At 72.7% G+C, this 20,866-nt stretch carries 19 protein-coding genes; 6 read left to right on the top strand and 13 right to left on the bottom strand.

Annotated elements, in window-relative coordinates:
- Nucleotides 1–1,786: 1,786 nt before the first annotated feature.
- The 9 genes from ACYSUO_RS35340 to hisD form a co-directional block, all read right to left on the bottom strand.
- On the bottom strand, nucleotides 1,787–3,754 hold the full coding sequence (locus tag ACYSUO_RS35340) for a LuxR C-terminal-related transcriptional regulator (RefSeq protein WP_461780297.1): 1,968 nt from the start codon (nucleotides 3,752–3,754) through the stop codon (nucleotides 1,787–1,789).
- A gap of 142 nt (nucleotides 3,755–3,896) precedes the next feature.
- On the bottom strand, nucleotides 3,897–4,829 hold the full coding sequence (gene bdeA / locus ACYSUO_RS35335) for a bis(hydroxyethyl) terephthalate hydrolase (RefSeq protein ID WP_461780296.1): 933 nt from the start codon (nucleotides 4,827–4,829) through the stop codon (nucleotides 3,897–3,899).
- A 149-nt stretch (nucleotides 4,830–4,978) separates the two neighbouring features.
- Nucleotides 4,979–5,734: an imidazole glycerol phosphate synthase subunit HisF gene (gene hisF / locus ACYSUO_RS35330; protein ID WP_461780295.1), complete on the bottom strand. Its 756-nt coding sequence runs from the start codon at nucleotides 5,732–5,734 to the stop codon at nucleotides 4,979–4,981.
- Nucleotides 5,731–6,459: a bifunctional 1-(5-phosphoribosyl)-5-((5-phosphoribosylamino)methylideneamino)imidazole-4-carboxamide isomerase/phosphoribosylanthranilate isomerase PriA gene (priA, locus tag ACYSUO_RS35325; RefSeq protein ID WP_461780333.1), complete on the bottom strand. Its 729-nt coding sequence runs from the start codon at nucleotides 6,457–6,459 to the stop codon at nucleotides 5,731–5,733. The genes hisF and priA overlap by 4 nt, the downstream gene beginning before the upstream one ends.
- Before the next feature lie 11 nt (nucleotides 6,460–6,470).
- A complete protein-coding gene (hisH, locus tag ACYSUO_RS35320) occupies nucleotides 6,471–7,118 on the bottom strand; it encodes an imidazole glycerol phosphate synthase subunit HisH (RefSeq protein ID WP_426904115.1) in 648 nt (215 codons plus the stop codon).
- The gene (locus ACYSUO_RS35315; protein ID WP_356388036.1) at nucleotides 7,118–7,282 is read right to left on the bottom strand and encodes a hypothetical protein; all 165 of its coding nucleotides are present in this window, start codon (nucleotides 7,280–7,282) and stop codon (nucleotides 7,118–7,120) included. Before ACYSUO_RS35315 ends, hisH begins: the two co-directional genes overlap by 1 nt.
- Complete coding sequence (gene hisB, locus ACYSUO_RS35310) at nucleotides 7,279–7,878, bottom strand: imidazoleglycerol-phosphate dehydratase HisB (RefSeq protein ID WP_403849747.1); 600 nt, start codon at nucleotides 7,876–7,878, stop codon at nucleotides 7,279–7,281. The genes ACYSUO_RS35315 and hisB overlap by 4 nt, the downstream gene beginning before the upstream one ends.
- Entirely contained in the window at nucleotides 7,875–8,975 is a 1,101-nt protein-coding gene (locus ACYSUO_RS35305; protein WP_461780294.1) for a histidinol-phosphate transaminase, read from the bottom strand. Before ACYSUO_RS35305 ends, hisB begins: the two co-directional genes overlap by 4 nt.
- Nucleotides 8,972–10,297: a histidinol dehydrogenase gene (gene hisD / locus ACYSUO_RS35300; RefSeq protein ID WP_461780293.1), complete on the bottom strand. Its 1,326-nt coding sequence runs from the start codon at nucleotides 10,295–10,297 to the stop codon at nucleotides 8,972–8,974. Before hisD ends, ACYSUO_RS35305 begins: the two co-directional genes overlap by 4 nt.
- Nucleotides 10,298–10,518: 221 nt before the next feature.
- On the opposite strand from hisD, the gene ACYSUO_RS35295 reads away from it, so the two are divergent.
- The 4 genes from ACYSUO_RS35295 to ybaK all read left to right on the top strand — a co-directional run bounded on the left by ACYSUO_RS35295 (nucleotide 10,519) and on the right by ybaK (nucleotide 14,584).
- Nucleotides 10,519–12,033 carry an oxidoreductase gene (locus ACYSUO_RS35295; protein ID WP_461780332.1) on the top strand — a complete coding sequence of 505 codons (1,515 nt, stop codon included), beginning with the start codon at nucleotides 10,519–10,521 and terminating at the stop codon, nucleotides 12,031–12,033.
- Between the two features lie 243 nt (nucleotides 12,034–12,276).
- Nucleotides 12,277–13,254, top strand: coding sequence for a hypothetical protein (locus ACYSUO_RS35290; RefSeq protein ID WP_461780331.1), 978 nt, complete (start codon nucleotides 12,277–12,279; stop codon nucleotides 13,252–13,254).
- A gap of 5 nt (nucleotides 13,255–13,259) precedes the next feature.
- Nucleotides 13,260–14,045, top strand: a complete 786-nt coding sequence (locus tag ACYSUO_RS35285; protein WP_426904112.1) for an LON peptidase substrate-binding domain-containing protein — start codon at nucleotides 13,260–13,262, stop codon at nucleotides 14,043–14,045.
- A gap of 32 nt (nucleotides 14,046–14,077) precedes the next feature.
- Nucleotides 14,078–14,584, top strand: a complete 507-nt coding sequence (gene ybaK, locus ACYSUO_RS35280; RefSeq protein ID WP_461780292.1) for a Cys-tRNA(Pro) deacylase — start codon at nucleotides 14,078–14,080, stop codon at nucleotides 14,582–14,584.
- Nucleotides 14,585–14,724: 140 nt separating this feature from the next.
- On the opposite strand, the gene ACYSUO_RS35275 is transcribed toward ybaK, so the two are convergent.
- A complete protein-coding gene (locus tag ACYSUO_RS35275; RefSeq protein WP_461780291.1) occupies nucleotides 14,725–15,420 on the bottom strand; it encodes a FadR/GntR family transcriptional regulator in 696 nt (231 codons plus the stop codon).
- Between the two features lie 150 nt (nucleotides 15,421–15,570).
- Between ACYSUO_RS35275 and ACYSUO_RS35270 the strand changes: the two genes are divergently transcribed.
- Nucleotides 15,571–16,518: a dihydrodipicolinate synthase family protein gene (locus ACYSUO_RS35270; protein ID WP_461780290.1), complete on the top strand. Its 948-nt coding sequence runs from the start codon at nucleotides 15,571–15,573 to the stop codon at nucleotides 16,516–16,518.
- Nucleotides 16,519–16,550: 32 nt separating this feature from the next.
- Nucleotides 16,551–18,056 (top strand): sialate:H+ symport family MFS transporter, encoded by a 1,506-nt coding sequence (locus tag ACYSUO_RS35265; protein WP_461780289.1) that lies wholly within the window; start codon nucleotides 16,551–16,553, stop codon nucleotides 18,054–18,056.
- A 24-nt stretch (nucleotides 18,057–18,080) separates the two neighbouring features.
- Here the strand turns inward: ACYSUO_RS35265 and ACYSUO_RS35260 are convergent, their stop codons facing one another.
- The 3 genes from ACYSUO_RS35260 to ACYSUO_RS35250 form a co-directional block, all read right to left on the bottom strand.
- The gene (locus ACYSUO_RS35260) at nucleotides 18,081–18,761 is read right to left on the bottom strand and encodes a DUF2567 domain-containing protein (RefSeq protein WP_461780288.1); all 681 of its coding nucleotides are present in this window, start codon (nucleotides 18,759–18,761) and stop codon (nucleotides 18,081–18,083) included.
- A 198-nt stretch (nucleotides 18,762–18,959) separates the two neighbouring features.
- Complete coding sequence (locus tag ACYSUO_RS35255; protein ID WP_461780287.1) at nucleotides 18,960–19,796, bottom strand: ABC transporter permease; 837 nt, start codon at nucleotides 19,794–19,796, stop codon at nucleotides 18,960–18,962.
- Nucleotides 19,793–20,818, bottom strand: coding sequence for an ABC transporter ATP-binding protein (locus ACYSUO_RS35250; protein ID WP_426906928.1), 1,026 nt, complete (start codon nucleotides 20,816–20,818; stop codon nucleotides 19,793–19,795). The genes ACYSUO_RS35255 and ACYSUO_RS35250 overlap by 4 nt, the downstream gene beginning before the upstream one ends.
- Nucleotides 20,819–20,866 lie beyond the last annotated feature (48 nt).

Raw genomic sequence — 20,866 nt, 5'->3', positions numbered from 1 at the left:
CCGCCCGCAGGCGATCGCCCCGGCCGCCCATCTCCCACCCGCCCGCCCCCTCCGGGGGCGTCGGCCCGCCGGGGTACCGCCATCGCCGTGGGATATCCGTCAGCAGGCACGGCTCCCCACCGGGAGCGGTGAGGGACGCCACCACCTTGGGCTATCCGGCGACGGCCACGGCTCCCGCCACTTGCGGTCGACGGCACCCCCGCCTCGGACAACCTCCGCCAGCCGCGGCTCCCCACCCGTTGCGGTCGACGCCGCCCCGCCTTGGGCAACGCCCACCACGGCTCCCTGCCCGTTGCGGTCGACCGCACGCGCCTCGGGCAACCCGCCCCAAGCGCGGTTCCCCACCCTCTGCGGTCGACCGTCGCCGACTTGGGCAATCTGCCGCCTGGCACGGTTCCCCACCCGTTACGGTCAACCGCCCCCGCCATGGGCAATCCGCCGCAAGCACGGCTCCCCACCCTCTGCGATCGGCCGTACGTGCCTTGGGCAATCTGCCGCCCGGCACGCTCCCCCCCCTCAGCGGTCGGCCGTCGCCGCCTTGGGCAAGCTGCCGCCTGGGGCGGCTCCCCACCCGTTACGGTCAACCGCCCCCGCCATGGGCAATCCGCCGCAAGCACGGCTCCTGACCCTCTGCGGTCGACCGTCGCCGCCTTGGGCAAGCTGCCGCCTGGGGCGGCAGGGTGGGCAAGGCGGCACCCCGGTGCAGCGCACCCCTCACGACAGGCCTCGGCCCCGGCACAGCAACCCGGCCCCGGACGGGCCCAAGCCCCCGGAGGGGGCGGGAGGGAGGGAGATGAGCGGGCACCGGCGCAGCCGGACAGGGACCGGCGCCTCGCGCCGAACGCAAGGGCGCCCACCCCGCCACAGCCCCAAGACTCGGTGCCGCGCAACCAAGACCGGAGGCGCTGGCCCGGGCACGACGGCATCCCGGTGCTGCGCAACAGCTACGACAGGCGCCGACCCCGGCACAGCAACCGGGCCCCGGAGGGGCCAAAGCCCCCGGAGGGGCGGGAGGGTGGGAGATGAGCGGGCACCGGCACAGCCGGACAGGGGCCGGCGCCGCGCACCGAACGCAAGGGCGCCCACCCCGGCTAAGCCTCAAGACCCGGTGCCGCGCAACCAGGGCCGGAGGCGCCGGCCCCGCGGGCCCCGGACGGGCCAAAGCCCCCGGAGGGGGCGGGTGGGTGGGAGATGAGCGGGCAGCGGCGCAGCCGGACAGGGGCCGGCGCCGTGTGCCGAGCGCGAGGGCCCCCACCCCCGGCACCGCCGGACAAGGACCTGTGCCGCGCACCCAGGACGGGAGGCGCCGACCACGGCACGGCGGCACCCCGGTGCTGCGCAACAGCTACGACAGGCGCTGACCACGGCACAGCAACCCGGCCCCGGGCAGGCCGAAGCCCCCGGAGGGTGCGGGCGGGTGGGAGATGAGCGGGCAGCGGCGCAGCCGGACAGGGGCCGGTGCCCGACGCTGAGCGCAAGGGCGTCCACCCCGGCTAAGCCCCAAGATCCGGTGCCGCGCAACCAGGACCGGAGGCCCCGGCCCCGGCACAGCAACCGGGCCCCGGACGGGCCAAAGCCCCCGGAGGGGGCGGGAGGGGCGGGAGATGAGCGGGCACCGGCGCAGCCGGACAGGGGCCGGTGCCGTGTGCCGAGCGCGAGGGCGCCCACCCCGGCCCAGCTGGACCAGGACCGGCTCCGCGCGACCAGGACGGGAGGCGTCGACCACGGCACGGACCCAAGACCCCGGCGCCGCGCACCAGTTACCCGCGACCCGCGCGCGACGCGCTCACGCGCGGCCCGCCGCCTCCGTCCGATCCACCAAACGCGCCAGCTCCACGCGGGAGCGAATGCCCAGTTGGGCGAAGACGTTGCGGAGGTGGTGGTCCACCGTGCGGGGGCTCACCGAGAGCCGTCGGGCGACCTCCCGATTGGTGTCGCCCTTCGCGACGCAGCGGGCGATCCGCAACTGCTGAGGCGTCAACTCGGCCAGCCGTCCCGGCGGTTCCGTGTCGTCCGACAACTCCCCCGTGGCCCGCAACTCCGCCGCCATCTGCACGGCCCAGACCGTCGCCCCGCACCGCTCGAAGGCAACCAGCGCGTCACGCAGCAACGTACGCGCGCGAGCCGGACGTCGCGTGCGGCGCAACCACTTGCCGTACAGGGCAAGAGTGCGGGCCCGCTCGAAGTCGCCGCCCATCCGCTCGTGCCGGGCCAGGGATTCCTCGAAGCGGGACTCGGCCACGACCGGGTCACCCATCGCCAACAGGGCCATACAGCGGGCGAGTTGCGCCGGAGCGATCGGGTCGTGGCCGCGCTCGACCCACACCATGAACTCGCCGACCGCGGCCTGCGCCCCACCCGGCTCCCCCGCGAGCACCGCCGCCTCCACCAGGCAGGGCACGGCCAGCATCCGGATGCCGAAGTGCCCCCGCCGTGGACCGGGACCGACGAGCGGCCCGAGCCGGGCGGCCGCCCGCGCCGCGTCGCCGCGCGCCAAGTCGGCCCGGGCGAGCGCCCATTGGGCGAGCGTCGCGGCCTGCACCAGCCCGTGCCGATCGGCGACGTGCTGCGCGGCGGCGGCATGCCGGGCGACGGTGTCGACGTCACGGTCGAGCGAGGCGACGAGCGCGAGGACGGCGTGCTGATGCGCGAGCACGTTGCGCTGCCCCGCGGCGACCGCGGCCCGCACCCCCTCCTCGGCATGGGCGCGAGCCCGTACGTGCCGCCCGGAGCGCAGCTCACCGTAGGCGAGCAGCTCCAGGGCGCGCGGCAGTTCGGCCCCCGCGTCCCGGTCCCGCGCGGCGGCGAGCGCACGGCTGCCGAGGCGGCAGGCCGCGTCCACGTCCCCGGCGACGAGCGCGGCGGCCCCGGCCATCAGCAGCGCGGCCGGCTCCCGCTCCCCGGCGGACCGCGCCACGACCCGCCGCAGCGCAACCCGCCCCACTCCGGCCCGCTCCCCGAGGGACGCGGCCATGCCGACCCGGTAGTCGAGGGCGGAATCCGCCAGGCGCGCACGCCCTCCGTGCTCGACCGCCTCCCGGTATCCCTCCGAGTCCCCCAGCGCCCAGGACGCCTCCGCCGCGCCGAGGCGCGCTTCGAGGGCGGCCGGCTGTGCGCAGAGGCGGGCCGCCAGCAACAGGGATTCACGGGCGTCCGCCACGGGACCGTCGCGCAGCGCCAGCAGGCCCCGGATCAGAGCGGCGCGTCCCCGTACGGCGTCAAGGCCCGCCAGGTCACCGAACTCGCCCACCTGGTGCAGGAGTTCACGCGCCCGGTGCGGGCGGCCCGCAAGCCTCGCGTGGTCCGCCGCCGCGACCAGCCACTCGGCGCGGACCGCGGGATCCTCGGCGAGTCCTGCCGCGTGGGCGAGCGCCGTGCAGCGCTCCCCGTGGGGCGCGCCCTCCGCCGCCGCCAGCTCCGCGCCGAGCCCCGGGTCCGGATAAGCCGCGCCGAGCGACCGGTGCAGCAGCCCCGCCGACCGCTGCCGCTCCCCCGTCGCCGCGGCGGCGAGCAACCGGTGCGCGGCCCTGCGCCGCTCCGGCTGCACGGCCTCGTAGAGCCTGCGCCGCCCCTGCAGCCGCAGCCGGCCGTCCGGATCGCGCCTCAGGCCCGCCCGCTCGGCCGCGTCCAGGGCATCCGCGCCGAGCCCGGCCGCCGCGGCGGCCCGCAGCACGAGCCCCGCGTCGACGCCGGGCCCCTCGGGGTCGGCCTCGTACGCGGCGGCGGCAAGCAACAGGACGGTTCTTCCGCTCACTTGATCCACTCTAGGTACGGATCGCCGCAAGCGCAGCGCCGGTTGGGAGGAAACCCAACCGGCGCATTGGTGTCCTGTGCCACCGCACAGGACGTCAGAACCTCATGACGTCGAAACCTTACGACGTCACGACATCACAACGTCACGACGTGTGCGGGCAGTTGCCCCGGTACTCCGCGATCGTCAGGCTCGAACTCGGCAGCGGGCAGAGGAACTGCTCGTACCGGGTGTCGTTGTCGATGAACCGCTTGAGCCACGAGATGCTGTACTTGGCGATCGTGGTGTTGGACGAGTTCGGCGTGAAGTGCGAGGCGCCGCGCAGCTCCAGGTACGCCTTGTCGAGCGAGCTCGGCAGGCTCTGGTAGAAGGGCTCGGAGTGCGAGGCGACCGGCGCGATGGTGTCGCCGTCGGCGCCCACGACGAGCGTCGGCGTCTTGACCTCGGGCCAGGTCTTGTCGAGGTTCCAGCCGGTCAGGGGAATCGCGGCCTGGAGCGAGGGACGGCTCTTGGCGGCCTCCAGCGTGCCGCCGCCGCCCATGGAGTGGCCCATGACGCCGAGCCTGCTGTTGTCGATGCGGCCGCGCACCGAGCTCTGCTGGGTCAAGTAGTCGAGGGCGGAAAGGAGTTGGCGGCCCCGGCTGTCCGGCTGGTCGAGCGTGGTGTTGGTGTCGATCGTGAAGACGACGAAGCCCTGCGAGGCGAGGCGCGGGCCCAGCCAGGCGATCGACGACTGGTACGCCGTGTAGCCCGGCGAGATCACGACGGCGCCGAACGTGCCGTCCGCCGTCGACGACGGATAGTAGATGGTGCCGCCGCCGAAGCCGCTCACACTCAGCGACGACACGTTGGCCTGCGAGACGGCGTAGGAGCCGCGCGAGGCCTCGATGCTGGAGACGGTGGGGGCGGGGCCGCGCTCGTAGGGGTTCTCGGCCGCCTCGGCGGTCAGGGCCTGCTGGGTGGCGAGGCCGCCGAGGGCCAGCAGGGTGGCAAGTCCCGTACGGATCAGGCGGGTTCGGAACTTGTTCGCGGCTCGCCCGGCGTGCACGGGGGGCGCCGCACTTCTGTGCTGCTGCACGATGACGGGTTCCTCTCGGAGGGGCGGAGCCCGTCCCGAGGGCGCCGCCGTGGTCACTCACTGACAGCGACCACGGTGGCGCCGGTTCCGCCTCACCCGCATCGGCGAAATCACCGGTCTCGTAGTGGAGTCGATGATCCCGTGGGAAATCAGCGGACGGGGTGTCCCGCCTCGCGCAGCGTGCCCTTGACCTCGCCGATGCGGAGGTCGCCGAAGTGGAAGACGGACGCGGCGAGCACCGCGTCCGCGCCCGCGGCGACGGCCGGCGGGAAGTGCTCCAGCTTGCCCGCACCACCCGACGCGATGACCGGCACCGACACGTGCTTACGTACGGCCTCGATCATCTCGATGTCGTAGCCGTCCTTGGTGCCGTCGGCGTCCATCGAGTTGAGCAGGATCTCGCCCGCGCCCAACTCGGCGGCCTGGTGCGCCCATTCGACGGCGTCGATGCCGGCCGACTTGCGTCCGCCGTGCGTCGTCACCTCGAAGGAGCCCTCAGGAGTGCGGCGCGCGTCCACCGACAGGACCAGCACCTGGCGGCCGAAGCGCTCGGCGATCTCCCGGATGAGGTCCGGGCGGGCGATGGCGGCGGTGTTGACCCCCACCTTGTCCGCGCCGGCGCGCAGCAGCTTGTCGACGTCCTCGGCGGTGCGCACGCCGCCGCCGACGGTGAGCGGGATGAAGACCTGCTCGGCCGTGCGGCGCACCACGTCGTACGTGGTCTCGCGGTTGCCGGAGGACGCGGTGATGTCCAGGAAGGTCAACTCGTCGGCGCCCTCGGCGTCGTAGACCTTCGCCATCTCGACGGGGTCGCCCGCGTCGCGCAGGTTCTGGAAGTTGACGCCCTTGACGACGCGGCCGTTGTCCACGTCGAGGCAGGGGATGACTCGGACGGCGAGCGTCATACGGAGACCGCCTCCAGCGCCTCCTCCAGCGTGAACGCCTTCGCGTAGAGCGCCTTGCCGACGATGGAGCCCTCGACGCCGAGCGGGACGAGCGATGCGATCTCGCGCAGGTCGTCGAGCGAGGACACGCCGCCGGAGGCGACGACCGGGCGGGCGGTGGCCGCGCAGACGTTCTTCAGCAGCTCCAGGTTCGGACCCTGGAGCGTGCCGTCCTTGGCGATGTCCGTGACGACGTAGCGGGCGCAGCCCTCGTTGTTGAGGCGCTCCAGCGTCTCGTACAGGTCGCCGCCGTCGCGGGTCCAGCCGCGGCCGCGCAGCGTCGTGCCGCGCACGTCCAGGCCGACCGCGATCTTGTCGCCGTGCTCGGCGATGATCTTGGCGACCCACTCGGGGTCCTCCAGGGCCGCGGTGCCGATGTTGACGCGGGTGGCGCCGGTGGCGAGGGCGGCGGCGAGCGAGTCGTCGTCGCGGATGCCGCCGGACAGCTCGACCTTGATGTCCATGGCCTTGGCGACCTCGGAGATCAGGGCGCGGTTGTCGCCGGTGCCGAACGCGGCGTCGAGGTCGACCAGGTGCAGCCACTCGGCGCCGGAGCGCTGCCAGGCGAGGGCCGCCTCCAGCGGGGAGCCGTAGGAGGTCTCGGTGCCGGACTCGCCGTGCACGAGGCGGACGGCCTGGCCGTCGCGGACGTCGACGGCGGGGAGGAGTTCGAGCTTGTTGCCCACAGGGTTCACGCTCACAGTACGGAGATCCAGTTCTTCAGCAGCTGCGCTCCGGCGTCGCCGGACTTCTCGGGGTGGAACTGCGTCGCCCACAGCGCGCCGTTCTCGACGGCGGCGACGAACGGGCCGCCGTGCGTGGACCAGGTCACCTTGGGCGCACGCATGGACGGGTTGTGGACTTCGAGCTCCCAGTTCTGCACGGCGTACGAGTGCACGAAGTAGAAGCGCTCGTCGGTGTCGACGCCCGCGAACAGCTGGGATCCCTGCGGCGCGTCCACGGTGTTCCAGCCCATGTGCGGGACGACGTCGGCCTTCAGCGGCTCGACGACGCCGGGCCACTCGTCGAGGCCCTCCGCCTCCACGCCGTGCTCGATGCCGCGCGCGAACAGGATCTGCATGCCGACGCAGATGCCCATCACGGGGCGGCCGCCGGCGAGGCGGCGGCCGACGATCCAGTCGCCGCGCGCCTCCTTCAGACCGTTCATGCAGGCGGCGAACGCGCCGACGCCGGGCACGAGCAGCCCGTCCGCGTTCATGGCCTTGTCGAAGTCGCGGGTGATCTCGACGTCGGCGCCCGCGCGGGCCAGGGCGCGCTCGGCGGAGCGCACATTGCCGAAGCCGTAGTCGAAGACGACGACGCTCTTGGTGTTGTCGGCCGACATCAGTAGAGCCACTCCAACCGCAGGATTCCGGCGACGAGGCACATCGCGGAACCGATTCCCATCAGCACCACGACGCTCTTGGGCAGTTCTTGCTTGTGGAAGGACCAGGCGCCGCCGGCGAGGAAGAGGCCGACGAAGATCAGTACCGCCGACAGGCCGCTCACAGCGCGCCCTTCGTGGACGGGAGGATCCCGGCGGCGGCCGCGCGCGGGTCGATCTCGCTGGCGTAGCGCAGGGCGCGCGCGAGGGCCTTGAACTGGCACTCGACGATGTGGTGCGCGTTGCGCCCGTACGGGACGTGGACGTGCAGCGCGATCTGGGCCTGCGCGACGAAGGACTCCAGGATGTGCCGGGTCATCGTCGTGTCGTACTCGCCGATCATCGGCGCCAGCTTCTCGGGCTCGGTGTGCACGAGGTACGGGCGTCCCGACAGGTCGACCGTCACCTGGGCGAGCGACTCGTCGAGCGGCACGGTGCAGTTGCCGAACCGGTAGATGCCGACCTTGTCGCCGAGCGCCTGCTTGAAGGCGGCGCCGAGGGCGAGGGCGGTGTCCTCGATGGTGTGGTGCGAGTCGATGTGCAGGTCGCCCTCGGTCTTCACCGTGAGGTCGAACAGGCCGTGCTTGCCGAGCTGGTCGAGCATGTGGTCGTAGAAGCCGACCCCGGTCGCGACATCGACCTTGCCGGTGCCGTCGAGGTCGATCTCGACGAGGACCGAGGTCTCCTTGGTCGTACGTTCAACACGTCCTACGCGGCTCATGCGCCGAACTCCTTTTTTACTTCGCGGGCCGCGTCCAGGAACGCGTCGTTCTCTTCGGGGGTGCCGACGGTGACGCGCAGTCGTCCGGGGACTCCGTTGTCACGGATCAGGACGCCGCGGTCGAGGATGAACTGCCAGACCGCATGGGGGTCTTCGAAGACGCCGAACTGGATGAAGTTGGCGTCGGCGACGGTGACGTCGAAGCCGAGCCCCTCCAACTCCCCGACGACACGGTCGCGTTCGGCCTTCAGCTGCTCCACGTACTGGAGCAGCGTGTCGGTGTACTCCAGGGCGGCGAGCGCCGTCGCCTGGTTCACGGCCGACAAGTGGTAGGGCAGGCGCACCAGTTGGACGGCGTCGACCACGGCCGGGTCGGCGGCGAGGTAGCCGAGCCGAAGACCGGCGGCACCGAAGGCCTTGGACATCGTCCGCGAGATGACGAGGTTCGGGCGGCCCTCGAGGAGCGACAGCAGCGAGGTGCCGTGGCTGAACTCGGTGTACGCCTCGTCGACGATCACCATCGCGTCCGGCCCGGCGGCCTCGTACAGCGCGAGGACGTCCTCGGCCGCGACCGCGTTGCCGGTGGGGTTGTTGGGGCTGGTGATGAAGACGACGTGCGGCTTGTGCGTGCGGATCGCCTCGACGGCGGCCGGCACGTCGAGCGAGAAGTCGTCGCGGCGCGGGGCGCTCACCCAGCCGGTGTTGGTGCCGCGGGCGAGCAGCGGGTGCATCGAGTACGAGGGCTCGAAGCCGAGCGCCAGACGGCCGGGGCCACCGAAGGCCTGGAGGAGCTGCTGGAGCACCTCGTTCGACCCGTTGGCCGCCCACACCTGCTCGTACGTGACCTCGTAGCCGGTCGTACGGGTCAGGTACGTGGCGAGTTCCGTGCGCAGCTCGACCGCGTCCCGGTCCGGGTAGCGGTTGAGCTCGCGGGCCGCGTCGGCGACGCGCTCGGCGATCCGCTGCACGAGCGGCTCGGGCAGCGGGTACGGGTTCTCGTTCGTGTTCAGCCGGACGGCGACGTCCAACTGCGGTGCACCGTAAGGGGACTTGCCGCGCAGTTCCTCGCGTACGGGAAGGTCGTCGATCCTGGTCACTTGCTCTGTGGCACCTTCCACCCGAAACGGGCCTTGATCGCCGCGCCGTGCGCGGGCAGGTCCTCTGCGTCGGCGAGCGTCACCACGGTGGCCGCGACCTCGGCGAGGGCGTCCTTCGTGTAGTCGACGATGTGGATGCCGCGCAGGAAGGACTGGACGGACAGGCCGGACGAGTGGCAGGCGCAGCCGCCCGTCGGCAGCACGTGGTTGGACCCGGCCGCGTAGTCGCCGAGGGAGACGGGCGCCCACGGCCCGACGAAGATCGCGCCCGCGTTCTTGACGCGCTGGGCCACGGCCGAGGCGTCGGCGGTCTGGATCTCCAGGTGCTCGGCCCCGTACGCGTCGACGACCTTGAGGCCGTCGTCGAGCGAGTCGACGAGCACGACCGCGGACTGCTGCCCCTTGAGGGCGGGCACGATCCGGTCCTCGATGTGCTTGGTGGCCGCGACCTGCGGCTCCAGCTCCTTCTCGACGGCCTCGGCGAGTTCGGGAGAGTCCGTGACGAGGACGGCGGCCGCGAGCGGGTCGTGCTCGGCCTGGCTGATCAGGTCGGAGGCGACGTGCACGGGGTCGGCGGCTCCGTCCGCGAGGACCGCGATCTCGGTCGGTCCTGCCTCGGCGTCGATGCCGATGCGGCCCGTGAAGTAGCGCTTGGCGGCGGCCACCCAGATGTTGCCGGGGCCGGTCACCATGTTCGCCGGGGCGCAGGACTCCGTGCCGTACGCGTACATGGCGACGGCCTGGGCGCCGCCGACCGCGTACACCTCGTCGACGCCGAGCAGCGCGCAGGCGGCGAGGATCGTCGGGTGCGGGAGGCCGCCGAATTCCTTCTGCGGCGGGGACGCGAGCGCGATCGACTCGACGCCCGCCTCCTGCGCCGGTACGGCGTTCATGATCACGGACGACGGGTAGACGGACCGGCCGCCGGGCGCGTACAGGCCGACGCGCTCGACCGGCACCCACTTCTCGGTGACGGAGCCGCCGGGCACGACCTGCGTCGTGTGACTGCCGCGGCGCTGCTCCCGGTGGACGATGCGGGCCCGGCGGATGGACTCCTCCAGGGCGGCGCGCACGGCGGGGTCGAGATCGGCGAGCGCCTTGTCGATGGCCTCGGCCGGAACCCGTACGGATTCCAGCTTCACTCCGTCGAATTTCTCCCCGTACTCGATCAGCGCCGCGTCGCCACGATGATGCACGTCCTCGCAGATCGGGCGCACCTTCTCCAGGGCGGCCGAGACATCGAAGTCGGCTCGGGGCAGCAGCGAGCGCAGGGCCTGGCCCTCGGGGAGGGCGGCGCCGCGCAGATCGATTCGAGAGATCACAGAACAATTCTCTCAGATGCGGGTTTACGCTCGGCGCCCTGTATCAGTGGCTGATACCCGCAGGGCGGCGTCACCGCAAGTGTTCAGACGGTCACAGAGCGGGCATGAACAGTTGTACGAACCAGCGGGTGGCACGGGGGAGGCAGAACAGCGTGGTCGAGGGGACGACCGGCAATGGCAACGGGGACGTGCCGGACGGGCTGACCGCCACCGAGGTGGGGATGTGGCAGGCGTTCCGCAACGGAAGCGTCTACGACCTGCGCACCGGGGACAGCGGGCGGGACGATCCGCACGGCGGGCACCCCTGGGGCCCGGAGCGCAGCGTGCGGGCGCGCATCGTGGCGTGGCTGCTGCTCGACGGGCCGCCGGCGCTCGACGGGCGGGTCTCCTCGCTCAAGCTCCAGGGCGTACAGATCACGGACGTCTTCGACCTCGCGGGCGGCAACGTCGTCCCGTACCTGGAGATGAAGGGCTGCCGCTTCGAGAAGGAGGTGCTCCTTCCGGAGGCGCACTTCACGACCGTGCGGCTCATCGGCTGCTCGGTGCCCCGCCTGGAGGGCGCCCGGGTGCACACGGAGGGCGATCTTCACCTCGCCCGCTGCCGCTTCCACAACGGGATCCGGCTCACGGACGCGCACATCGGCACGGACCTGCTGCTCAACCAGGCCGTCGTGTTCAGCGACCGGCGCGGGAAGTCGATCATGGCGGACGGGCTCACGATCGGCCAGGACCTCCAGGCTGAACTGCTCGAGACGCACGGCGAGCTGAGACTGCGCAGCGCGACGGTCGGCGTCTCGCTGTCGCTGCGCGGCGCCAGGCTGAACAGCAGCCGGGGCCGCTGGGCCCTGAACGCTCCGCAGATGTCGGTCGAGCGGACGCTGTACCTCGGCCCCGCCGCGCTCGGCGGCCCGCTCCTCAACGGCGGCATGACGCCCGCCCGCGGCACCCGCGTGCAGCGCTTCGAGTGCGTGGGCGGGGTGCGGCTCGACGACGGCCGGTTCGGCGACGCGCTCGACCTGGACTCGGCGCGCTTCACGATGGAGAACGAGCAGGAGGTCTCCATGCGCCGCGTCCAGACCCCGGAGCTGCGCTTCCTCTGCGAAAAGCCGGAGCGCGGCCGGATCGTGCTGTCCGGCGCGCGGGCGACGAACCTGGTCGACAGATCGACCAGCTGGCCGGGCCCCGGCCAGCTCCGCCTCGGCGGATTCCAGTACGAGAACCTCGTCGCGTCCGGCCCCTTCCCCCTCGCCCGCCGCCTCGACTGGCTCGCCGCCGCGACACCCGAGTACAGCCCGGAGCCGTACGAGCAGCTGGCCACGGTGCTGCGCAACAGCGGCGAGGACTCCGACGCGCGCGAGGTGCTGCTCGCCAAGCAGCGCAGGCGCCGCGAGACGCTGCCGATCGCGGCGAAGGTGTGGGGCTACATCCAGGACTGGACGGTGGCGTACGGGTACCGGCCCGGCCGGGCCGCGCTGTGGATGGCGGTCGTCTGGGCGCTCAGCGCGATCGCCTTCTCCCAGGCCCCGCACCCGCGCATCAAGCCCGGCGAGGGCCCGGTCTGGGACCCGGCCCTCTTCACCCTCGACCTGCTCCTCCCCGTCATCGACCTCGGCCAGGCCGGCAGCTGGCAACTCCGCGGCCCCTGGCAGTGGGCCTCGGCGATCCTGGTCCTCCTGGGCTGGATCCTGGCGACGACGGTGGCAGCGGGCGCAACGCGACTGCTCCGCAGAAGCTAGCGACATTCCTCGGCGCCGCCGCCTTGGGCAATCTGCCGCCTTGGGCGGCAGGGTGGGCAAGGCGGCCCCCGGTGCCGCGCAAGCGATCACGACGGCCCCGGCCAAGACACGGCAAAGAACCCCGCCACCCCGTGCAACCTTCCGCCCACCCCAGCCGTCAATCCACCGCAGACCCGCAACCCCGTCCCACGCGCAGAAGGAGGCCCCGTGCCATTCCTGCGCGCCCTCATCCGCACCACCCGCATGCTCCGCCACACCGGTTCCCTGGGAATCGGCCTCCCCCCGGACGAGGAACTCCTCCTCGACGCCCCGGACGACCGCCTCGCCCCGGCCCTCGTCGCGGCCGGCCGCGGCGACCACGGCCCCGCCGCGAAGGCCCTCGCCCTCACCCGCGAGGCCGCCGAGTGGGAGAACCGGGACCGCGGCGTGCAGCGCCTCGCCGCGTTCGCCGCCGCCCGCCCCGAGTGGTTCGAGAACTGGCAGGAGGCGTCCCCGCACGACCCCGACCTGCTCCTCGTCAAGGCCGAACTCGCCGTCACCCGCGCCCTCGCCGCCCCCGCCCACGCCGAGCTCCTGCGCGAGGTCACCCCGCTGATCCTGGCCGCGGCCGAGTCCGACCCCCGCGACCCGGTCCCCTGGCGCATCGCCCTGGACCACGCCCGCGGCACCAACGCCCCGCACACCGAGTTCGAGCAGCTGTGGGCGCGGGCGGTGCGCCGCTCCCCGCACCACTACGGCTGCCACGTCGCGGCCCTGCAGTACCTGTCGGCCGCCTGGTACGGCTCGCACCGCGAGTGCTTCGACTTCGCCGAGCGCGCCGCGCAGGACGCCCTGCCGGGCTCGCTCCTCCAGGCACTCCCGGCCCGCGCGGCCCTCGCGTATCTGACATCGGGCGCCCCGCGGACCGGCATCCCCCGCGCCCGCCTGGACGCCGCCGTCGACCTCGCCGTGGAGCTCTCCCGCTCGTACGAGCCCTCGGACCCGTGGCCCGCCGAAGTGCGCAACCTGCTGACCTGCGTACTGGTCGAACTCGAACGCTGGGAGGACGCCCTCGAGCAGCTGCGGCTCATCGGCCCGTACGCGACATCGTTCCCCTGGGACCGGCTCACGGACGACCCGCTGGGCCATTTCATGGAGCTGCGCGGACAGGTCCGCCTCGAAGTCGCGGCGACGATGCCGCTGCGCGGCGGACCGGTCCGCTCCGACGACCATTACGCTTGACCGACGTGACCACCGTCCGACTTCCGCTGTTCCCGCTCAACTCGGTGCTGTTCCCGGGACTCGTGCTCCCGCTGAACGTGTTCGAGGAGCGCTATCGCGCCATGATGCGCGACCTGTTGAAGGCGTCGCCCGACGATCCGTCGGAGCCCGACACCGAGCCGTCCACCTCGGACGAGCCCCGCCAGTTCGTGGTCGTCGCGATCCGCGACGGCCACGAGGTCGCGCCCAGCGCGTCCGGCATGCCCGACGAGGTGACCACGAAGGAGGCGGGCGCGGGCCCGGCCGCGGGCTTCGGCGACGACCCCATCACGTCCTTCCACGCCGTCGGCTGCATCGCGGACGCCGCGACGATCAGGGAGCGCGCGGACGGCAGCTACGAGGTGCTGGCCACGGGCACGCGCCGGGTGAAGCTGCACTCGGTCGACGCCTCGGGCCCGTATCTGACGGCCGAGGTGGAGGAGCTGCCCGAGGAGGACGGCGAGGAGGCGGGCGCCCTCGCGGAGGGCGTACTACGCGCGTTCCGCTCGTACCAGAAGCGCCTCGCGGGCGCCCGTGAGCGCTCGCTGACGACGGGCGCGGAGCTGCCGGACGAGCCGTCGGTGGTGTCGTATCTGGTCGCGGCGGCCGCGGTCCTCGACGTGCCGACGAAGCAGCATCTGCTGGAGGCCGAGGACGTGGTGTCCCGGCTGCGCGAGGAGCTGACGCTGCTGCGCGCGGAGACGGCGATCATCCGCCATCTGCCGTCGCTGCCGGCGACGGAGCTCACCCGGCAGTCGACCAGCCTCAACTGACGTCCACTCAATTCACGCAGGGAATCGGCACGTTGGCGAAGAAGAGCAAGAAGCAGCAGAGCCAGTCCGGCGGTACGCCCGCGACCGTCGCCCTCACCACCGCGGGCACCGCCTTCACCGTCCACTCCTACGAGCACGACCCCGCGCACGCCTCGTACGGCGAGGAGGCCGCGGAGGCCATGGGCGTGTCCCCGGACCGGGTGTTCAAGACGCTCGTCGCGGACGTGGACGGCGCGCTCGTCGTCGGCGTCGTGCCGGTGGCGGGCCAGCTCGACCTGAAGGCGCTCGCGGCGGCGGTCGGCGGCAAGCGCGCCACCATGGCCGACCCGGCGCTCGCCGAGCGCACGACCGGGTACGTACGCGGGGGCATCTCGCCGCTCGGGCAGCGCAAGAAGCTGCGTACGGTCATCGACTCCTCCGCCGAGAAGCACGACACGATCTGTGTCTCGGCGGGGCGCCGCGGGCTCGAAGTCGAGCTGGCGGCAAGGGACTTGGCGGCGCTCACGGATGCCGTGCTCGCCCCTGTCGGTCGTGCGTGACCCCTCGACGTACCCCGCCGCTTCGACTAGACACCCAGGACATGTCGAAGAAGACGCGCAAGCGCAAGTGGCGGATCAAAAAGGGCAAGGCCAACCACGGGCACCGGCCCGCCTGAGAGCCCGCTCACGGGCTCTGACGCTCACCGTTTGCTCAACCGGCCGCGGATGTCGTCGAAGTGCGAATGCACGGCGGCCTCCGCGGCCTCCGCGTCCCCGGCCCGCACGGCGTCGACGATCCGGCCGTGCATCCGGGCCAGCTCCGCGCCGTCCGCGTTCTCGGGGGCGCGCCCGATGTCCTGCGCCCGCGACTGGTGAAAGGCGCTCCAGAACGCGTCGAGCAACTCGCTGAGCAGCCGGTTCGCCAGCGGCCCGTACAGCGCGAGATGGAACTCCCGGTCGGTCGCGGCGTCGATCGCCCCGCCCCCGGCGACCTCCTCGTGCATCCGCCGTACGAGCCCGTCGAGCACATCGAGCTCCGCCTCGCCGAGCCGGCCCACGAGGCTGCTCATCAGGCCCGCCTCCAGCGCCTCCCGCATCTGCAGCAGTTCGAGCAGGCTGTCCTCACCCCTGCGGTGCCCGACGACGGTGCGGAACGCGAGTCCGTCGATCAGCGGCTCGAGCGACATCGACCCGACGTACGTCCCGAACCCGCGCCTGATCTCCACGATGTGCTTGGCCTGAAGCGACTTCAGGGCCTCGCGCAGCGAGTTGCGGCTGACCGAGAACCGCTCCATCAGCTCGGTCTCGGTCGGCAGCGGATCGCCGGGGCCGAGACCGCCCTCGACGATGAATTCCTTGATCTTCTGCTGCGCGTCGTCCGCGACCAGCGCTCGCATCCAGGCCCCTCCTGTGATCTTCCCCGTGCTCTGCCGGGCTCTTCGAACCCTTGACAGTGTGCTCGACGGTGGAGCACTGTCACCTCCAGGACGTAGGACATCCTACGTCCCATCTCCGTACACCATCAGTTAACCCTGGAGACCACCGCCATGACTCTCCGAGCCCCGCTCCCCGCCCCCTTCCGGGGCGTCGTTCCGCCGCTGGTCACCCCGCTCACCGCCGAGGGCGAGGTGGACGTCGCGTCGGTGCGGCGGCTCGCCGAGCATCTCATCGGCGCGGGGGTGCACGGGCTCTTCATGCTGGGCTCCAGCGGCGAGACCGCCTACCTCACGGACGCCCAGCGCCGCACCGCCCTGGAAGCCGCCGTCGAGGCCGCGGCGGGCCGGGTCCCGGTCCTCGCCGGCGTCATCGAGACGACGACGGCCCGGGTCCTGGAGCGGGCGCAGGACGCCGTGAAGGCGGGCGCCGACGCGCTCGTGGCGACCGCGCCGTTCTACACACGCACGCACCCGGCCGAGATCGCGAACCACTTCCGCCGGATTCGCTCCGGCGCGGATCTCCCCCTGTTCGCGTACGACATCCCGGTCGCCGTGCACAGCAAGCTGAGCCGCGACACGATCCTCGAACTGGCCGCCGACGGCACCCTCGCGGGCCTCAAGGACTCCAGTGGCGACGAGGGCTCCCTGCGCCGCCTGCTCGCCCCGCTGCGCGCCGCGGCCCCCACGTTCTCGGTGTTCACGGGCGCCGAACTGACCGTGGACGGCGCCCTCCTCGCGGGCGTCGACGGCGTCGTCCCGGGCCTCGGCAACGTGGACGCGCACGGCTACGTCCGGCTCTACGAAGCCGCCCGCGCCGGCGACTGGGACGCGGCCCGCGCCGAGCAGAACCGCCTCGCCGCGCTGTTCGCGATCACGGACGCCGGCGACCCGGCCGTCATGGGCGGATCGTCCTCGGCGCTCGGCGCGTTCAAGGCCGCCGTCCACCTCCAGGGCGTCATCGACTGCCCCGCCACGGCCGCGCCGCAGATCCCGCTCGGCGAGGCCGAGTTCGCGTACGTCCGCCGCCACCTGGTCGAGGCCGGCCTCCTGCCCGCCTGATCCCCCCTCCCACGCGCCCCCTGGATTCGACGATGACTCCTGGCACCACCCCCGCGGCCGCCTCCGGCCGCTGGTACTCCGACATCGGCCCCGCCCGGTGGAAGTCCTTCTTCGCCGCCTGGATCGGCTACTTCCTCGACGGCTTCGACTTCGTCCTGATCACCCTCGTACTGACCGAGATCGGCCACGACTTCGGCCTGTCGTCGGTCGAGCAGGCGAGCCTGGTCTCCGGCGCGTTCATCACGCGCTGGCTGGGCGGCGCGGTCCTCGGCGCGCTCGGCGACCGGTTCGGTCGCAAGGCGGCGATGGTCGTCTCGATCGTGCTCTATTCGTTCGGCACGTTCGCCTGCGGTTTCGCGTGGGACTACACGAGCCTGTTCACCGCGCGCCTGCTGATCGGCATGGGCATGGCGGGCGAGTACAGCGCGAGCGCCACGTACGTCCTGGAGAGCTGGCCCGCGAAGCTGCGCAACCGCGCGTCGGGCTTCCTGATCTCCGGCTTCTCGCTCGGCGGCGTCCTCGCGGCCGAGGTGTACGGGCTCGTGGTCCCGGGCCACGGGTGGCGCTGGCTGTTCTACATCGGCCTGTTCCCCGTGGCGGTCGCCCTGTGGGTGCGGCGGGCACTGCCCGAGGCGGAGGAGTGGCAGGAGCAGGTGGCGGACGCAGGTCAGCGGCCCAACCCGTTCCGCCCGCTGTTCGCCACGCGCCGCCTCGCGACGGTCAACACGGTGCTGGTGATCGTGGCGACGGGCGCCCTGTTCGCGGTGTTCACGCCGCTCGGCGGGGGCGCGGTGCCGATCCTCTCCGTGGTGGCGGCGGCCTGTCTGCTGGCCTTCACGGTGCAGCTGGGCGGCCGAAAGCGCTGGCTGCTGTACGTGGCGCTGACGGTGACCGTGTTCTGCGCGTTCCTCTACAGCTGGCCGGTGCAGGCGCTGCTGCCGACGTACCTGAAGACCGAGCTGGGCTACTCCCCCGGCGAGGTCACCGACGCCCTCTTCTGGGCGGGCTTCGGCACGGCGGTCGGCTGCGTGGTGGCGGGCTTCATCGGCGACCGGTTCGGTACGCGGCGTGCGTACGCGGTGACGCTGACCGTCGGCCTCGCCTTCGTCTTCCCGGTGTTCGCGGTCCACGACAGCCCGGTGGGGCTCGGCATCCTGCTGTTCTGCATGCTCGCGTGCATGCAGGGCATCTCGGGCCTGCTCCCCAAGTACATCGCGGGCCACTTCCCGACCGAGACCCGCGCGGCGTCCCTCGGCTTCACGTACAACGTGGGCGCGCTGGGCGGCGCGGTCGCCCCGGTCCTCGGCGCACGGCTGGCCTCGGGCATGTCGCTGGGCCAGTCCCTGGCGATCCTGACGTCCGCCCTCACGCTGCTGGTGATCATCCTGATCGGCTTCAACATCCCGACGAGGCTGAGTCGCCTGGTGGACCGGGAGGGCCCCAGCGACTATCTGGCCGAAGAGGGGCGCGGGGCTGTGTCGATCAGCGGCTCCGCCGCGGGGCGCAAACCACGCTCAGACAGCACCCGGCAGCATTGAACAGCCACACGGCAAGCCGCCCGCTCAGGTGGTGGGCGAAGCCCCACCGTCCCCCTGCGCCCCGTAGGGCGTCGCAAAATACGGATCCGGGTCCCGCGGCCCGAAGAGGCCGGTAAGGCCCAGGTGCACCACCAAACCGGCCAACGGCCACGCCAACAACGCGCCCTTGGCGTTCAACTCCAGGGGCGCATCAAACACCACCCCCTTGCCAACGGCCTTCGCGTGCGCCGCAACGTTCTGCGCAGGCCCGAGCCACACGCCGAACCGCCAGGCGAGCACGCCACCGAGCAGACTGCCCAGGGCCAACCCCACCACCAGTGGAACGCCCCCGCGCCTGCGCCACAGGAAGACGGCCGCACCGGTGACGACGCCGAACGCGAGCCCGAGCAGGGTGAACGTTCCGTCGATGCCGATGGCCTGCTCGCCCTCGGTGTCCTTGAGGTAGACCGCCGAGGCGTCCGAGACCAGCGGGACCCGGGGCGCGAGCCACAGCCACAGCGCGCCGAGCGCGAGCCCCACCACCGCGACGCCGACCGTCACGACGGCGGCCTCGCGCAGTTCGGCCCGGAGCCCGGGGCCGTCCTCCTGGGGGTCCTGGGGCGCGGGCGGCAGATGTCCGGTCATGGGGTCGGGGGCCTGCCAGGGGTTGCTGTGCCCGTTGTTGTGCGGGGGCTGATGGGGTGGCGGTGTCAGCGGTGCGGTCACACTGCCATCGTGCCAGGCGTCGCTGTGCGGCGCGTCAGGGCCTGTCTGAAGTTCCCCCGTGGAGCAAGGAGCGGCGCTGGGTGCGTGCGATCGCAAGGCACCGGAGCGCCCTCATAGCGGAGCTATTCGGGCGTTTCGGCAACGCAGTGAGCGTGCGTGCCCAGCGTTGCGACGCCGCGGGGGAACTCCGGACAGGCCCTAGCGGACGGCGGCCCGACGGTAGGCCCACGTCGCCACGGCCAGCGAGGCGACGCCGACAGCCGCGCAGACGCCCAGGTCGAGCAGGACCACGCCCCAGTCGGGGTGCGCGGCGAAGGTACGCGCGAAGGCCTCGACCCCGTACGTCGACGGGAGCAGGTCCCGCGCCCACTGCACGAACTCCGGCATCCGGTCGGCCGGAAGCACGCCGAGCAGCAGCGCCGCGGACATGCCCAACTGGCCGAGCAGCGTGGCCAGTTCGGGCCGGGGCGCGAGCAGGCCGAGCGCGGCACCGAGGCCGGCAAGAGCCGCCCCCGCCAGCGGGATCACCGCGACGAGCACCCACAGGTGGGCGAGCGGCAGCTGGAACATCAGGCAGCCGACGACCGCGGTGACCACGGTCCCCGGCACGGTGAACGAGGCGTACGCGCCCGCGGCGCCGAGCACCACGGAAGCGGGCGGCACCGGCAGCGTCGCGTAGTGGTCGAGCCCGCCGGCCGCCCGCAGCTGCCCGAAGTACTGGGCGAGCAGGTTCAGCGCGACGAACGCGACGACGAGCACCGCGGAACCGGCCACCACGGCCTGCGCCTCACGGCCGCCCTGTTCGACGACGCCGCGCATCAGGATCATGATGCCGATGCTCTGGAACGTCGCCACGAACAGCAGCGGGATCCGGGCCACGCGGGCCCGGCTGAGCTGTGCCCGGTAGACGGCGGCGAGCGCGGGCAGGAAGCGGGCGCGGGGCGCGAGCGTCTCCTCGGCGGGGCCCGGCGCGGGCGCGGGGCGCGCGGGCGCGAGCTCGGAGGCGACCGCGGGAGCGGTGGGAACGACGCTCATGCCTTCACCAGGCCCTTCACACCGCTGCGGCTCCCGCCGAGCGCCAGGTACACGTCCTCCAGGCTCGGCGTCGCGAGCGTGAAGTCGTCCAGGAAGTCGAAGGCCGGGCCGCCGGTGACGGCGGCGACGGCGGAGCGGGCCGCGTCCGGTTCGAGCCGCAGCGACCAGCGCCGTCCCGATTCCACGGCGTGCGGGCGCAGCCGCGCCACCTCGTCGAGCTCCATCGGAGCCTCCTGGCGCCACACGAGTTCCACGCGCACCTCGCCGGCGACGCGTTCCTTGAGGCCCGCGGGGGTGTCGCAGGCGATGACGCGGCCCTGGTCGAGCACGGCCACCCGGTCGAGCACGGTCTCGGCCTCGATCACGTTGTGGGTCACGAGCAGCACGGTCGTGCCGCGTTCGGCGCGCCGCCGGTCGACGGCGCCCCAGACGGCGCGCCGGGCGACGGGGTCCATGCCGGTGGTCGGCTCGTCGAGCACGAGCAGTGGCCGCTCCCCGACGAGCGCGGACGCGAAGCAGGCGAGCCGCCGCTGGCCGCCGGACAGCTTCTTGATCGGCCGCGAGGCGAGCGCGGTGAGTCCCAGCTCGTCGAGTACGTCGTCGCGCGCGGCCCGGGCGTCCTTGAGCGGGAGTCCCCGCAACCGCCCAGTGGTCTCGGCGGCCAGCGCGACGGTCAGCTCATCGAGCGCGGTCGACTCCTGCCCCAGGTAGGCGAGGATCCGGGAAGCGCGCTCAGGGTGCCGCACGATGTCGTGGCCGAGGATCTCGACGCTTCCCGCGTCGGGGCGCATCAGCCCGGTCAGCTGCCGTACGAGGGTGGACTTGCCGGCCCCGTTCGGCCCGAGGAGCCCGAAGATCTCCCCGCGCCGGATGTCGAGTCGCACGTCGTCCGTGGCCCGCAGCTCCGGGGTACCGGGCACACCACGGCGCCCGCGCGAGGCGGGATACGTCTTGTGGAGCCCCCGCACCGCGCACACCACAGCGCCCCCGTGACGCTTAGGGGCGACGGCATCGGTGCGCATACTCACGAGGAAGGAGCCTACGGGGTCCGGCGTTCACGATTGCACGCG

It is taken from the genome of Streptomyces sp. UC4497, from assembly GCF_054871485.1.
The sequence above is the reverse complement of the archived record's forward strand: the minus strand, read 5'-3'. Positions and strand labels throughout refer to the sequence as shown.

Coding starts and splice junctions, on each gene's coding strand:
- ACYSUO_RS35290 (WP_461780331.1), top strand. CDS start 12,277: ATGCTCCGCCACACCGGTTCCCTGGGAATCGGCCTCCCCCCGGACGAG.
- hisF (WP_461780295.1), bottom strand. CDS start 5,734: ATGACGCTCGCCGTCCGAGTCATCCCCTGCCTCGACGTGGACAACGGC.
- ACYSUO_RS35295 (WP_461780332.1), top strand. CDS start 10,519: ATGTGGCAGGCGTTCCGCAACGGAAGCGTCTACGACCTGCGCACCGGG.
- ACYSUO_RS35270 (WP_461780290.1), top strand. CDS start 15,571: ATGACTCTCCGAGCCCCGCTCCCCGCCCCCTTCCGGGGCGTCGTTCCG.
- ACYSUO_RS35275 (WP_461780291.1), bottom strand. CDS start 15,420: ATGCGAGCGCTGGTCGCGGACGACGCGCAGCAGAAGATCAAGGAATTC.
- ACYSUO_RS35265 (WP_461780289.1), top strand. CDS start 16,551: ATGACTCCTGGCACCACCCCCGCGGCCGCCTCCGGCCGCTGGTACTCC.
- ACYSUO_RS35255 (WP_461780287.1), bottom strand. CDS start 19,796: ATGAGCGTCGTTCCCACCGCTCCCGCGGTCGCCTCCGAGCTCGCGCCC.
- ACYSUO_RS35250 (WP_426906928.1), bottom strand. CDS start 20,818: ATGCGCACCGATGCCGTCGCCCCTAAGCGTCACGGGGGCGCTGTGGTG.
- hisB (WP_403849747.1), bottom strand. CDS start 7,878: ATGAGCCGCGTAGGACGTGTTGAACGTACGACCAAGGAGACCTCGGTC.
- hisH (WP_426904115.1), bottom strand. CDS start 7,118: ATGTCGGCCGACAACACCAAGAGCGTCGTCGTCTTCGACTACGGCTTC.